The 14,286-nt window shown below is 72.8% G+C and carries 12 protein-coding genes; 8 read left to right on the forward strand and 4 right to left on the reverse strand.

The window, feature by feature from the left end; translation table 11 throughout:
* Positions 1–103: 103 nt before the first annotated feature.
* Positions 104–1,183 carry an NADH:flavin oxidoreductase/NADH oxidase gene (locus PV963_RS05495; RefSeq protein WP_274814417.1) on the forward strand — a complete coding sequence of 360 codons (1,080 nt, stop codon included), beginning with the start codon at positions 104–106 and terminating at the stop codon, positions 1,181–1,183.
* Positions 1,184–1,217: 34 nt separating this feature from the next.
* On the opposite strand, the gene PV963_RS05500 is transcribed toward PV963_RS05495, so the two are convergent.
* Together PV963_RS05500 and PV963_RS05505 are read right to left on the reverse strand one after the other, a co-directional pair.
* The gene (locus tag PV963_RS05500; RefSeq protein ID WP_274814418.1) at positions 1,218–2,537 is read right to left on the reverse strand and encodes an extracellular catalytic domain type 1 short-chain-length polyhydroxyalkanoate depolymerase; all 1,320 of its coding nucleotides are present in this window, start codon (positions 2,535–2,537) and stop codon (positions 1,218–1,220) included.
* A 97-nt stretch (positions 2,538–2,634) separates the two neighbouring features.
* A complete protein-coding gene (locus tag PV963_RS05505; protein WP_274814419.1) occupies positions 2,635–3,162 on the reverse strand; it encodes a non-reducing end alpha-L-arabinofuranosidase family hydrolase in 528 nt (175 codons plus the stop codon).
* Between the two features lie 428 nt (positions 3,163–3,590).
* Between PV963_RS05505 and PV963_RS05510 the strand changes: the two genes are divergently transcribed.
* Both PV963_RS05510 and PV963_RS05515 read left to right on the forward strand, forming a co-directional pair.
* Positions 3,591–4,571, forward strand: a complete 981-nt coding sequence (locus tag PV963_RS05510; protein WP_274814420.1) for a pectate lyase family protein — start codon at positions 3,591–3,593, stop codon at positions 4,569–4,571.
* Between the two features lie 55 nt (positions 4,572–4,626).
* Positions 4,627–5,415, forward strand: coding sequence for a pectate lyase (locus PV963_RS05515; protein ID WP_274814421.1), 789 nt, complete (start codon positions 4,627–4,629; stop codon positions 5,413–5,415).
* Positions 5,416–5,502: 87 nt separating this feature from the next.
* Here the strand turns inward: PV963_RS05515 and PV963_RS05520 are convergent, their stop codons facing one another.
* On the reverse strand, positions 5,503–6,261 hold the full coding sequence (locus tag PV963_RS05520; RefSeq protein ID WP_274814422.1) for a PaaX family transcriptional regulator C-terminal domain-containing protein: 759 nt from the start codon (positions 6,259–6,261) through the stop codon (positions 5,503–5,505).
* Between the two features lie 75 nt (positions 6,262–6,336).
* Between PV963_RS05520 and PV963_RS05525 the strand changes: the two genes are divergently transcribed.
* Positions 6,337–8,004, forward strand: a complete 1,668-nt coding sequence (locus PV963_RS05525; RefSeq protein WP_274814423.1) for a DNA alkylation response protein — start codon at positions 6,337–6,339, stop codon at positions 8,002–8,004.
* A 142-nt stretch (positions 8,005–8,146) separates the two neighbouring features.
* Positions 8,147–10,315 carry a HEAT repeat domain-containing protein gene (locus PV963_RS05530; RefSeq protein ID WP_274814424.1) on the forward strand — a complete coding sequence of 723 codons (2,169 nt, stop codon included), beginning with the start codon at positions 8,147–8,149 and terminating at the stop codon, positions 10,313–10,315.
* Positions 10,316–10,572: 257 nt separating this feature from the next.
* Here PV963_RS05530 and PV963_RS05535 read toward each other — a convergent pair whose 3' ends face one another.
* Positions 10,573–11,157: an Rv1733c family protein gene (locus PV963_RS05535; RefSeq protein ID WP_274814425.1), complete on the reverse strand. Its 585-nt coding sequence runs from the start codon at positions 11,155–11,157 to the stop codon at positions 10,573–10,575.
* A 201-nt stretch (positions 11,158–11,358) separates the two neighbouring features.
* On the opposite strand from PV963_RS05535, the gene PV963_RS05540 reads away from it, so the two are divergent.
* From PV963_RS05540 to PV963_RS05550, 3 genes are all read left to right on the forward strand, one after another.
* Positions 11,359–12,516 carry a WD40/YVTN/BNR-like repeat-containing protein gene (locus PV963_RS05540; RefSeq protein ID WP_274814427.1) on the forward strand — a complete coding sequence of 386 codons (1,158 nt, stop codon included), beginning with the start codon at positions 11,359–11,361 and terminating at the stop codon, positions 12,514–12,516.
* Positions 12,517–12,612: 96 nt separating this feature from the next.
* A complete protein-coding gene (locus PV963_RS05545) occupies positions 12,613–13,290 on the forward strand; it encodes a uracil-DNA glycosylase (RefSeq protein ID WP_031120513.1) in 678 nt (225 codons plus the stop codon).
* On the forward strand, positions 13,287–14,273 hold the full coding sequence (locus tag PV963_RS05550; protein ID WP_274814429.1) for an N-acetylglucosamine kinase: 987 nt from the start codon (positions 13,287–13,289) through the stop codon (positions 14,271–14,273). The genes PV963_RS05545 and PV963_RS05550 overlap by 4 nt, the downstream gene beginning before the upstream one ends.
* Positions 14,274–14,286 lie beyond the last annotated feature (13 nt).

The raw sequence follows: 14,286 nt of genomic DNA on the forward strand, positions 1-14,286 counted from the left end.
TTCGGGGATCCCATAGTACGAGAGACCTCGTAGTTTGACATCCGCCGTACTACGATGCCTATCGTACGAGTCGACATCGGCCCCGTGACGAATGGAGTCCGCCGTGACCGCGCTCTTCGAGCCCTGCACCCTGCGCGATGTGACGATCCCGAACCGCGTGTGGATGCCCCCCATGTGCCAGTACTCGGCCGCACCGCAGGGCCCGGAGACCGGCGTCCCCAACGACTGGCACTTCGCGCACTACGCCGCCCGCGCCACCGGCGGCACGGGCCTGATCATCGTCGAGGCCACCGCGGTCTCCCCGGAGGGGCGCATCTCGCCGTACGACCTCGGCATCTGGAACGACACGCAGGTCGAGGCGTTCCGCCGCATCACCGGCTTCCTCGCCTCGCAGGGCACGGTGCCGGCGATCCAGCTGGCCCACGCCGGCCGCAAGGCTTCGACGGACCGCACCTGGAAGGGCGGCGCCCCGGTCGGCCCGGAGGCGTACGGGTGGGATTCCGTGGCGCCGAGCCCGATCGCCTTCGACGACCGGCACCCGGTTCCGGCCGAGCTGACCGTCGATCAGATCAAGGAGATCGTCGGGCAGTTCGCGGCCGCCGCCCGTCGCGCGCTCGCCGCCGGTTTCGAGATCGCCGAGATCCACGGCGCCCACGGCTACCTGATCAACGAGTTCCTCTCCCCGCACTCCAACCACCGCACCGACGCCTATGGCGGCTCGTATGAGAACCGCACCCGCTTCGCGCTCGAAGTCGTCGACGCCGTACGGGAGGTGTGGCCCGAGGACAAGCCGCTGTTCTTCCGCGTCTCGGCGACCGAATGGCTCGACGAGGGCGGCTGGACCGCGGACGACACCGTCCGCTTCGCCGCCGACCTGCGGGCCCACGGTGTCGACCTGCTGGACGTCTCCACCGGTGGCAACGCCTCCGGCGTCCGCATCCCCACGGGCCCCGGCTACCAGGTGCCCTTCGCCGCCCGGGTGAAGCAGGAGACGACACTGCCCGTCGCCGCGGTGGGGCTGATCACCGATGTCGAGCAGGCCGAGAAGATCCTGGCCAATGGCGAGGCCGACGCGGTACTGCTGGGCCGTGAGCTGCTGCGCAACCCTTCGTGGGCCCGGCAGGCGGCGCGGGAACTCGGCGGTGAGGTGCGGGTGCCGGACCAGTACCACCGGTCGGTCTGAGCCGACACCCGCGCCCCGAGGCACACCGCCCACGTCAACCGGTCGCGCACGCCGTCCCGTTGAGCGTGAACGCGGCCGGAGCGGCGCTGTCGCCGCCGTGACCGGCCTGATAGCCGATGCGCACGCTCGCGCCCGGCGCGATGGTGCCGTTGTAGGACACGTTGGTCGCGGTCACCGACCCGGACGAGGGCGTGTACGTGGCGCCCCAGCCGCCCGTGACCGTCTGCCCGGCGGGGAGCGTGAAGCCGAGTTTCCAGCCGTTGACCGTCGTCGTGCCGGTGTTGGTGATGGTCACGGAGGCGGTCAGGCCGGTGTTCCAGGCGTTCACGGCGGCCGTGACCTTGCAGGCGCCGGGCTGGGGCTGGGGAGCCGGGCCCGGCTTGTCGAGGCCGAAGAAGGTGAGCACACGGGATGCCATGCCGTGGGCGTACAGGTTGTGGCCGACGCCCTGGAGGCTGACGGCCTCCACGGGCGCCTGGTCACCCGTGCCGCCGTAGCGGGTGCGGGTCCAGCCGGACTGGGGTGTGTCGGTGGCGGCCGGCGTCTGGCTCACGCCCTGCACGTTCGTCCACTGTTTGATCTGCTCCCCGAAGTTGGGGTAGCGCAGGACGTCGTCCTCGGTGCCGTGCCAGATCTGCATCCGCGGGCGGGGGCCGCTGTAGCCGGGATAGGCGTTCCGGACCAGGTCGCCCCACTCCTTCGGGGTGTGGGTGACCGTGCCGCCCGAGCAGTTGCTGTTCCACTCGGAGCCGTCGGTGGTGGCGAAGCAGGCGAACGGCACGCCGGAGAAGGCGGCGCCCGCCGCGAACACGTCGGGGTAGTCGCCGAGCAGGACGTTCGTCATCATCGCGCCGGAGGAGATGCCGGTGGCGAACACCCGGCCGGTGTCGGCGTCGTAGGTGCGGGTCACCCAGTCGATCATCGACTTGACGCCGACCGGGTCGCTGCCGCCGCCGCGGCGCAGGGCCTGGGGCGAGGAGACGTCGAAGCACTTGCTGCTGCGCGTGACGGACGGGTAGAGCACGATGAACCCGTACCGGTCGGCCAGGGTGTCGTACTCGGTGCCGTTGTACATGTCCGGGCCCGAGCCGGTGCACCAGTGCACGGCGACCACGACCGCCGGGTTCGGCGTGACGTTCTCCGGCACGTACAGGTACATCCGAAGGTTGCTGGGGTTCGTACCGAAGTTCGTGACCTCGGTGAGGGTCGCGGTGGGTACGGCCTTCTCACGGGCGGAATCACGGGCGGAATCACGGGCGCTGTCGTGAGCGGCGGCCGCGGGTGCGGTGAGCACCGAGGCCGCGAGCAACGCCAGCAGCGCGGCGAGGAGCGTGGCGAGGAGTGCGGCGGGCATCGACCGCAGCGGTCTCCTCGTCGTGGGGTGGGGAGTGGCAGGCACGTCCGGGTCCCTTCGGTGGTGAGGCGCGGCTCGCAGGACGTCGTACGGCGGTTCAGCAGGTGGAGTTCGTCTGGGTCGGCAGGGCGGGCTGCCAGGGCAGCCGGTGGTACTCGCCGCTGGAGGCCGGGTCCATCCCCTGGTAGAGGAACCGGAGGCGGCACGGATCGATGGTGAGGGTCTGGTCGACGCCGGAGCGGATCAGCTCGCCGTGGCTGAAGTCCCTGGTCCAGGCGGGTTGTCCGGCCTCGAAGGCGACGTTGGCCGAGCGGGCGAAGGGGTTGGCCTCGGTGTCGGCCGGCGGTTTCCACGTGCCACCCAGGCCGTCGGCGGTCCAGGCCCGGAAGTGGCGCCGCCAGGCTCCAGCGTCCGGCGGTGTCGGCGGTCGTGAAGTAGCCGTGCCGGTGGTCCTGGCACCGGAACACCGTCGGGTCCTCGACCGAGAGGATCGGGTGGCCGGCGTCCGGTTTCGGACTGATCTGCGGGCCGCTCGAAGACCATGTGAACAACCCCGGCAGGGAGTCCTCGCGGCCCGGCTGCGGCGTGCCCGCGAGCGCCGGTCCCGGCGCCAGGGCCAGGACACCGACGGCCGGCAGCGTGAAACACGGGCCCGCTGACGAACGTACGCATGCGCGGAGTCCTCATCGACCCGCCCTCTCCTGAAGGGAAGCGCCCGATCGGCATGGTGACATGCGCATGGCTTTCATGGAAGCGCTCCCACACCGCTTCCCGCAGCGCCGGCGCTCCGACCAGGTCCGGCCGAATGTGTTCTGCGCGAAGCGTTGACTAGAAAGCGCTTGCCCCCTACGTTCCGTTCAGCAGTGTGACCCGCAAGCGCCTCCGCCAGGGCGCCCGCCGAGACCTGCCACGCCCGGGGAAGTGCACCCCCAGGGCATGACAGGACCTCCGGACCGGTCGCACGCAGCGCACGCGGTGAGCAACATGGCGAACGTCATTCATGTACATGACCGACCTGGCACCATGAAGGCACCACGAAGGGACGCACCCCACATGCGTACTCATCCCCCACGTACTCGTGTCCGCAGATCCACCCTGGCGCTCGCCGCCGCATCCGCACTGGCGACCGTGACGGTCCTGGCCGTTCCCCAGCCGGCCGGGGCCGCCGAGACCTCACCGGTCGGGTTCGGCGCGGGGACGACCGGCGGCGGCAGCGCCTCGGCGGTCACCGTCTCCACGCTGAGCGCCTTCAAGTCGGCCGTGACCGGCAACTCGGCCAAGGTCGTCCGGGTCAACGGCCTGATCTCGCTGAGCGGTCAGGTCGACATCGGTTCCAACACGACCGTCCTGGGCGTGGGTTCCGCGTCCGGGTTCACCGGCGGCGGACTCCGGCTGAAGAAGGTCTCGAACGTCGTCATCCGCAACCTCAACATCAGCAAGCCGGTGGCGCCCGCCGACGGCATCACCGTCGAGGCGTCCAGCAAGGTCTGGATCGACCACAACTCCTTCTCGGCCGACCGCGATCACGACAAGGACCATTACGACGGCCTGCTGGACGTCAACCACGGCGCGGACAACGTCACGGTGTCCTGGAACACCTTCAAGAACCACTTCAAGGGCTCGCTCGTCGGCCACAGCGACAACAACGCGAGCGAGGACACCGGCCGCCTGAAGGTGACGTACCACCACAACCACTTCGCCAACGTGTACTCGCGCATCCCCAGCCTGCGCTTCGGCACCGGGCACTTCTACAACAACTACGTCCAGGGCGCCGACACCGCCTGCCACTCGCGCATGGGCGCCCAGATGCTGGTCGAGAACAACGTCTTCCGCTCGACGAAGGTCGCGGTCACCACGAACCGCAGCAGCGACGTCGACGGATACGCCAACCTGCGCGGCAACGACCTCGGTGGAGCCGCTACCGAGGTCTCGCGGGTCGGCACCTTCACCAGCCCGCCGTACGGCTACACGGCGGAGCCGGCCTCGTCCGTCGTCGCCTCGGTGACGTCGGGTGCGGGCGCCGGAAAGCTCTGACACCCCGTCCGCTCGGACACCCCTCATCCGCTCAGACGACAGAAGGAATCGGGACATGACTTCTGCGACACGTCCGCGCGCCCGCAGGCGCGCACTGACCGGCGCGCTGGCCACTCTCGGCCTGTCGGTTGGCATGATCATGACTACCAATGCGCCGACGGCGAGCGCCGCCACCTGGCCCACCCCCAACGGCAGCCAGGGAACCTCCTCCACCATCTCCGTGTCCGGCACCAAGGACTACGGGATGAAGCGGTTCTACGGCACCGGAAGCCTGGCCGGCGACGGCCAGGAGGAGGGCCAGGACCCGATCTTCAAGCTCGCCGACGGCGCGGTGCTGAAGAACGTCATCCTCGGCGCCCCCGCCGCCGACGGCATCCACTGCCAGGGCAGCTGCACGCTCCAGAACGTCTGGTGGGAGGACGTCGGCGAGGACGCCGCCACCTTCCGCGGCGGCACCGGCGCCACCTACCACGTGATCGGCGGCGGCGCGAAGAAGGCGGCGGACAAGGTCTTCCAGCACAACGGCGGCGGCACCCTGAACATCTCCAACTTCGCGGTGCAGGAGTTCAAGACGCTCTACCGCTCCTGCGGTGACTGCTCCACGCAGTACACGCGGAAGGTGAACCTGAACACCATCGACGTGACCGGGACGGGCTCCACGGCGCGTCTGGTCGGCATCAACGTCAACCGCAACGACGTGGCGACGCTGCGCGGCATCACCATCCGCAACGACGCCGGCCGCAAGGTCGTCCCCTGCCAGAAGTACAACAACAACACCGCCGTCGGGTCGGGACCCGACAGCAAGAACTGCCTCTACTCCGCCTCGGACATCACCTACAGGTAGTCCCTCAGGCAGTTCCTCGGGCAGTCCCCCCACGGTGAAGACGGCCGTGCGAAGCGTCCTGGCGGGCGCTTCGCACGGCCGTCCGCGTCATACGCCCCGCACCCGCGCACGCACCTCGCCGATCAGCTCCCGCTGGTAGTCGGTGTAGGCGGCGCGCAGCTCGGCTCCCGGCCAGTCGGCGGGCAGCAGTCCGGGCGGCAGGACGGGGTCGGCCAGCAGGTGCCGCACGACGGCGGCGAAGGCGGTCAGGCGGTCGGCCGGACGGGACGCCCCGGCGATGTGGGCGAGCAGCGCGCGGGCCGTGGCGGCCCAGGCGTCCAGCGGCCACAGGCTCCGGGCCAGGTCGCGGGCGGGCCGGTCGGGGCGGGCCGTGTAGTGCTGGGCCACCCGGTCCAGGTCGCCGGGGAGGGCGCGGGCCAGGTTGGCGGGGCGGAGCCAGATGCCCTCGCGGAGTTCGGCGAGCCGGAGGGCGGTCAGCCGGGCGCGCAGGTCGGCGCGTTCGGCGGGGCCGCGTCCCGTCGCGGTGATCACGACCATCTCCCAGTCGCCGTCCCACGCGTGCGTGCGCGGGTGCACGGCGTCGTCCTGGCGGCGCTGGCGTTCCAGCAGCCGGTCGCTGAGGCGGTAGCCGCTGTCCGTGCGCCGCAGATCACCGGCGGCCACCATCCGGCTGAGCGCCGCCCGCAGCGTGGAGCCGCCGACGCCGAAGCCCTCCACGAGCCGCACGAGCTCCCTGACCGGCAGCTCGGGGGGATGCGTTCCGAGCAGCAGGCTCAGCACGACCGACCGCGCGGACAGCGGCCGCAGATCGAGCGCGCCGGGCCGCGCCGGGACGTTCATCGGCATGGTCACGTACTGTACGCGGCCGAATTCCATGTTGCAGGATTGCTGCGGTCGCAGGAAGAGTGCAACACTCGACGTATGGTCTCGACACTCGGCGAACAGCAGGCGCACGGCGGACCCGCCACGCACGACGTCACCAACCAGGCCCCGCCGCTCACCCCGTACGACGCCTCCGACGACCCGGCCCTGCTGGAGGGCCTGCGGCGGGAGGGCGCCGGGTGGGCCGAGGAGGACCTGCGGCGGCTCGGCAGGCAGGCCGGCAGCGCCCAGGCGCAGGAGTGGGCCGACCTGGCCAACCGCCACGAGCCGGAGCTGCGAACGCACGACCGGTACGGCAACCGTGTCGACGAGGTCGAGTTCCACCCGAGCTGGCACCACCTGATGCGCACCGCGATCGCCGAGGGACTGGCCGCGTCGCCCTGGGCGGACGACCGGCCCGGCGCCCATGTCGCCCGGACCGCGGGCGGGTTGGCGTGGGGGCACACGGAGGCCGGGCACGGCTGCCCGACCTCGATGACGTACGCGGCCGTCCCCGCGCTGCGCAGGCAGCCGGAGCTGGCGAAGGTCTACGAGCCGCTGCTGACGAGCCGGGAGTACGAGCCCGGGCTCCGGGTGCCCACGGAGAAGCGCGGGCTGCTGGCGGGCATGGGGATGACAGAGAAGCAGGGCGGCTCCGACGTCCGGACGAACACCACGACGGCCACGCCCACGTCCGAACCCGGGGTGTACACCCTGCGCGGGCACAAGTGGTTCACCTCGGCGCCGATGTGCGACGTCTTCCTGGTGCTGGCGCAGGCCCCGGGCGGCCTGTCGTGCTTCCTGGTGCCCCGTGTGCTGCCCGACGGCACCCGCAACACCTTCCGCATCCAGCGGCTGAAGGACAAGCTGGGCAACCGCTCCAACGCCTCCTCCGAGCCCGAGTTCGACGGGACCGTCGCCTGGCTGGTCGGGCCCGAGGGGCAGGGCGTCAAGACCATCATCGAGATGGTCAACTGCACGCGGCTGGACTGCGTGATGATGTCGGCCGCGCTGATGCGCAAGTCCCTCGTCGAGGCGGGGCACCACGCGCGGCACCGCAGCGCGTTCGGCGCACGGCTGGTGGACCAGCCGCTGATGCGCAACGTTCTGGCCGATCTGGCGCTGGAGTCCGAGGCCGCCACGACCCTCACCCTGCGGCTGGCCGGCGCGGCCGACCGGGCGAGCCGCGGGGACGCCCGGGAGACCGCGTTCCGCCGGATCGCCACCGCCGTCGGCAAGTACTGGGTGACCAAGCGGGGCCCGGCCTTCACCGCGGAGGCCCTGGAGTGCCTCGGCGGCAACGGCTACGTCGAGGACTCGGGCATGCCCCGGCACTACCGCGAGGCTCCCCTGCTGTCGATCTGGGAGGGCTCGGGAAACGTCAACGCCCTCGACGTACTGCGGGCGCTGACCCGCGAACCGTCCACCGCCGAGGCCCTGTTCGGCGAGCTCGCCCTCGCCCAGGGGGCGGACGCCCGGCTGGACGCGGCCGTGACACGGCTCAGCAACCAGCTGTCCGGGGCGTCGCAGACGACGGCCCGCCGCCTCGTGGAGCTGATGGCCCTGACGCTCCAGGCCTCCCTCCTCGTCCGGTACGCCCCGCCGGCGGTCGCCGACGCGTTCTGCGCGACCCGGCTCGGGGGCGACTGGGGGTACGCGTTCGGGACGCTGCCGGAGGGTGCGGACCTCGACGCGATCGTGGGACGCGCGCTGCCCGGCGGAGACTGAGCGGCCCTCCCCCCGGCGGCCACCGAGCCACTGTCGGCCATCGGGCACATGGTTCGCGGACAGTCATCTCCCGATTCCGCTTCGTTGTCAGTGCCGTGGTGCAGACTCCCCGTCAGTTGGCACTTCGCCTGGGGAGGACAACGTGTTCAGGGGGATCGACGAGGTCGACTGGGCCTCGCTGCGGCATGCCTACGGCAGCGCGGAGGACGTGCCCGGACTGCTCCGGGGACTGGCCTCCGCCGACCCGGCCGAGCGGGAGACCGCGCTCGACCGGATGTACGGCGCCGTGCACCACCAGGGAGGCGTGTACGACTCGACGCTCGCCTGTGTTCCGTTTCTCCTCGCGCTCGCCGTCCGCGAGGACGTGCCCGACCGGGCGGGGGTCGTGGAGCTCCTCGTCAGCATCGGTGGGTCTGACGGGAGGGGGCGCGGACTCGCCCGGGATGAGGGGGGATCCGACGGGGGCCGGGGCGGATCCGACGGAGACGGGGGCGGATCCGGCGAGGAGGAGGGCGGATCCGGCGATCTCGCCGTGAGGGCCCGTGCCGTGCTGCGCGCGGGCGCGGATGTCTTCATCCGGCTGGCGGGGGACGCGGACGCCGGAGTCCGCCGGGCGGCTCCGGGGGCGCTCGTGCGGTTCCTCGACCGGCCCGCGGGTGTGCTCGCCCTGTTACGGGAGCGGATCACCGTGGAGCGGGACGACCGGGTCCTGCTCGCCCTGGCCGAGGGCCTCGGCCTGTTCGCACGGCGGCACCTGCCGGCCGGTGACGCCCACGCCGCCGAGGCGGTGGACCTGCTGGCGACGCTGAGCAGGCCGCCTTACGGACCGGGGCTGCGGCTGGCCGCGCTCGGCCAGCTGGCGCGGTGCGCCCCGGAGTTGCTTCCCGAGGATCTCGTACCGACCGTGGTCCGGCTGCTCCGGGACAGGTCCGGGCAACGCGCCTGCGGCAGACACGAGCAGGACAGTCCCGGTGCGGACACGCTCGCCGGGCGGCTGCGGCGCCTGCGTCCCTCGGACGAGGAGGGCTCTCGGCTGCTGCGGACCCTGCACTGCGCGCTCGGCGGCCGGGTGGCCGACCGGGTCGCCCTGCTGTGCGGGCAGTTGACCAGTCCGGATGCCCTCGACCGGTGCAACGCCGTGTTGATGTCGGCCGGGCTGTTCCGCGAGTGGCGTACCGGCGGGGCGGAGGCGGTCGCCCTCATAGGTGCCCAACTGGGCGCCGGGGAGGGCCGGTTGCACGACGCGGCGGTCGTCGTCCTGGTGGAGCTCTTCGAACTGGCCCGGCCCGCAGCGGACCACCTCCACGCCCTGGTGACCTGCCGTCCCGAGCTGCGCGTACGTCACGGGGAGCGGGGGGCGCCGACGCTGGGCGGCCCGCTCAAGGCGCTGGCCAGGGCCGGGGACGCGCGGGCCACGCCGGTGCTGGCCGAGGTGCTGGCAGGCCCGGTCGTACCGCACGACCTGGGGCTGGTGACACCCCACCTGGGCCGCGCTGCCGCGCCGCTCGCCCCCGCCCTGCGGCGACACCTCGCCCGCGTGCCGCTCGACGGCCCCGACACGCATGAGCGGGCCGTTCCCCTCCTGTCGGCGCTCACGGCACTGGGCGACACCGAGTCCCTGCCGGCGGTGCTGCGCCTGCTGCGCGGCATGCCGGACGGGCTGCGGCAGCGCGATGCCGTCACGGGGGCGGCGGTCCGTGCCCTCGGGGCGTTCGGCAGCGCCGCGCACGAGGCGATACCGGATCTGCGCGGGCTGCTGGAGACCGACTGCGCCGTCGCGGCCGCCGACGCGCTGTGGTCGGTCACGGGCGGGGCGGAAGCCGTCGTGCCCGTACTGCTCCGGCAGTTGACCGATTCCGGGAGCGGCCGGTATCGGCCGTCGGCGGCCGCCGACGTCCTCGGGCGACTGGGGCCGGCAGCCCGTGCGGCCCTGCCCGCGCTGCGCCGGATGACCGGCTCCGGCGAGGCGTCGGAACGGACCGCGGCGGCATGCGCGGTGTGGCGGATCGCCGGGGAGCCTGTACAGGAGCAGGTCCTTCTCGTCCTCCGCTCCGCATGGGCGGAGCACCCGCGCACCCGCACGACGATCGCCGGGTGCGTGGCAGCGCTGGGTCCCACGGGAGCGCCCCTGCACGATCTGCTGCGAGCGGAGCTCACGTCCCCGCGCCGGCATCGGGCCGACTCCGGCGGCTGCGACAGGCACGACATCCATGAGGACGAGAGGTTGTTGCGGGTGTGCCGGGAGGCGCTGGGCCGGGAGGGGGGCAGGTCAGGCCGTCGGGATGGGACGGGCCCGCCGCCGTCGGGGTGAAACCGTCCTGCCCTGTTGGGCTGGGACGGCCGCGCTTGTCGGACTGTGACCGGCCGCAATTGCCGAACTGCGACCGGCCGCAATTGCCGGGATGAGACGGCCCTGCCCAGCCGGACCGGGACCCGCCACGCCCACCGAGACGGACCCAGCACCGCCCCACCGAACCACAACCGACCACCCCCACCGAGACGGAACCGGCACCGCCCCACCGAACCAGAACCAACCACCCCCACAGGGATGGAACCAGCCCCGCCCGGTCAGCCCATCGTGCGCCCCCACAGCGGGCCGAAGCGGGACCACTCGGCGTCCCACTGGTCCATGCGGCGGCGTTCCAGGCGGCGGCGTACCGCGCGGCCGGCGGCGAGTGGTGCGGCCGCCGCGAAGACGCCCGCCACGCCGCCGATCAGCCAGGCGCGTACGCGGGCCTGGGACTCGGTGACGGGGCGGGTCACCTGGCGGCCCTCGCGGTCCGTCCACACGGTGATCGGCGAACCGGCCCGGCTGCCCGCCAGGACCCGTACCTGACCGGAGTGCGAGGAACCGTCCGCGGCGGTCCACCGTGCCTCCGCCCACACGTGCTCGGAACGCGAGACGCTGCCGTTCTCGGAAGTCGTCCCGGGAGCCCGTTCGGTGAGCCGGGCCACGAGGGGGCGCCACTCGACGCGCTCGCGGGCCAGCCCGTCCTCGACGGACCGGCTCACCGCCGTGCCGGCCAGCACCCCGACGAACACGGTGAGCATCCACACGCCCAGCACGACCCAGGCCTCCACCCTGTCGGCGCGCCGCTTGAGCGGATTGCGCCGCCAGCGCCACAGCCACACCTTCGGACCACGTAACGCCATCGAAGGCTCCTCCTCACGAGCGCACGACCATCCCGCCGCCCTCCCCATACGGAAGCGGGCCGCTGGATGCTCACTGCACGTACCCCCGAGAGGGCGCAGCGGTCTGCGGCGGCGTCTTCACGGACGAGGGCGACGGACGCCCGCACGCAGCGCCGACACGGCGCTGACCTGCGCCGGAGCCCGCTCCGGGGGTGACTGTCAGTGGTGGGGTGCAGACTGGCCCGTGTCCGAGACAAGGGCGTCGACGACGACGCCGCGGAGGTGATCGGCATGACCGAGGTACTGCTCGCCGTGGGCACGCGCAAAGGCCTGTTCATCGGGCGCCGGCGGGATGGTGGCGCCTGGGCGTTCGACGAGAGTCCCTACTTCAACGCACAGGCCGTGTACTCGGTCGCCATCGACACCCGCACCGCGACCCCGCGGCTGCTGGCCGGCGGCGACAGCGCGCACTGGGGCCCGTCCGTGTTCCACTCCGACGACCTGGGCCGGACCTGGACGGAACCGGCCCGGCCGGCCGTCAAGTTCCCCAAGGACACGGGGGCGTCCCTGGAGCGGGTGTGGCAGCTGCACCCGGCCGCCGCCGAGCCGGACGTGGTCTACGCGGGCACGGAACCGGCCGCGCTGTACCGCTCGGAGGACCGCGGGGAGACGTTCGAGCTCGTCCGGCCCCTGTGGGAGCACCCCACGCGGTCGAAGTGGGTGCCGGGCGGTGGCGGTGAGGGCCTGCACACCGTGCTCACCGACGCGCGCGACCCGAAGGCGGTGACGGTCGCCGTCTCGACGGCCGGTGTGTTCCGCACGCTGGACGGCGGCGCGAGCTGGGCGCCCTCCAACTCGGGAGTCTCCGCGGTGTTCCTGCCCGACCCGAACCCGGAGTTCGGCCAGTGCGTGCACAAGGTCGCCCGGGACTCGGCCACCCCGGACCGGCTCTATCTCCAGAACCACTGGGGTGTCTACCGCAGCGACGACGCGGGTGCGCACTGGACGGACATCGGCGAGGGCCTGCCGTCCACGTTCGGCTTCGCGGCGGCCGCGCATCCGCACAGAGGCGACATCGCGTACGTGTTCCCGATCAACGCCGACGCCGACCGGGTCCCGGCCGACCACCGGTGCCGGGTCTACCGGACGGCGGACGCGGGCAAGAGCTGGGAGCCGCTCTCGGCGGGGCTGCCCCAGGAGGACCACTACGGCACGGTGCTGCGCGACGCGATGTGCACGGACGACGCGGATCCGGCGGGCGTCTACTTCGGCAACCGCAACGGCGAGGTGTTCGCCTCGGCGGACGACGGCGACAGCTGGCAGCAGCTCGCCTCGCATCTGCCGGACGTGCTGTGCGTGCGGGCCGCGGTCGTCGGCTGAGGCAGTGATGAGGGGGGCGAGGCAGGGGATGAGCTTACGAGCGGCCCTTGGCCACCGGTTGATCGCCGCTGCCCGTACGGCAGTAGGGTGACGCCCGTGGCACCACGACCCTTGCATGAGATCGTCGAAGCGGGCTGGGCGAAGGCCCTGGAACCGGTGGCCGAACGCGTCGCCGCGATGGGGGACTTCCTCCGCGCGGAGATCGCCGCGGGGCGCACCTACCTCCCGGCCGGGCCGAACGTGTTGCGGGCCTTCCAGCAGCCTTTCGACGACGTACGGGTCCTGATCGTCGGTCAGGACCCGTATCCGACCCCGGGGCACGCGGTGGGGCTGTCGTTCTCGGTCGCGCCCGAGGTGCGTCCGCTGCCCGGCAGCCTCATCAACATCTTCCGGGAGCTGAACGCCGATCTGGGACTGCCGCAGCCGTCCAGCGGTGACCTCACGCCGTGGACGCAGCAGGGCGTGCTGCTGCTCAACAGGGCGCTCACCACCGCCCCGCGCAAGCCCGGCGCCCACCGGGGCAAGGGCTGGGAGGAGGTCACCGAGCAGGCGATCCGGGCCCTGGCGGCGCGCGGCAAGCCGCTGGTGTCCATCCTCTGGGGCCGTGACGCCCGCAACCTGCGCCCGCTGCTCGGCGACCTGCCCTCCGTGGAATCCGCCCACCCCTCCCCCATGTCGGCGGACCGGGGCTTCTTCGGCTCCCGCCCGTTCAGCCGGGCCAACGACCTGCTGATCCGTCAGGGCGGCCAACCGGTGGACTGGCGCCTGCCGTGACCGGGGCACCGGAAGGCTCCGGCTTTCTCGCCGTGGACTCCGGCGGGTCCGGGCTCCGGGTGGTGGTGGGAACCGCCGAGCGAGGGCCGCTCGCCCGGCGGGCGTCCGATGAGCCGGTGCGCACGGGCGACCGGGGAATCGACCCCGAACACTTCATGGCGCGGCTCGCGCCCCTGGTGCGTGCCCTGACCGCCGAGGCCGGTCCTGTGCGGCTGACCGCCGCCGTCGTCGGCGCGGCCGGGCTCGCCTCCCTCGGTGCCGGGCTGCGCGCCGAACTGCCGGGTGCGCTGGCCCGGGAGTTCGGTGTACGGAAGGTCGCGCTGGCCGCCGACGCGGTGACCGCGTACGTGGGTGCGCTCGGGCCACGGCCGGGTGCCGTGATCGCCGGCGGTACGGGACTGATCGCGATCGGCACCGACCTGACGGGCTGGTGTCGGGCGGACGGCTGGGGGCATCTGCTCGGCGACTGCGGCGGCGGTGCCTGGATCGGGCGGGCCGGGCTGGAGGCCGCGCTGCGGGCCCACGACGGGCGGGAGGGCGGCTCGGCCCGGCTGCTGGCGTGCGCCGAGGAGGCGTTCGGGCCCGTATCGGGGCTGCCCGGCGCGCTGTATCCGCGGCCGGACCGGCCCGCCGTCCTCGCCTCGTTCGCGCCCCGGGTGGCCGACTGCGCGGAGGAGGACCCCGTGGCGGCGGGCATCCTGCGCGCGGCCGCCCGGCACATGGCCGACTCCGCGGCGGCCGTGTGCCCCTCCGGCGGCGCCTCGCGCGTCGCCGTCACCGGCGGCCTGTTCAGGATCGGCGACCCGCTCCTCGCACCGCTGGACGAGGAACTGGCGAAGCGGCTCCCGCACGCGCGGCGGGTGCCGGCCGAGGGCGATCCGCTGCACGGCTCGATGCGCATGGCGGCCGAGCTCAGCGCCGGTCCGCTCACCCTGCCGGGTGACGAGACCATGCTGAGCGTGACCACCCTGTCGGGTGATTGATCCGATCACGCAT

It is taken from the genome of Streptomyces coeruleorubidus (assembly GCF_028885415.1).
Lineage (GTDB): Bacteria > Actinomycetota > Actinomycetes > Streptomycetales > Streptomycetaceae > Streptomyces > Streptomyces coeruleorubidus_A.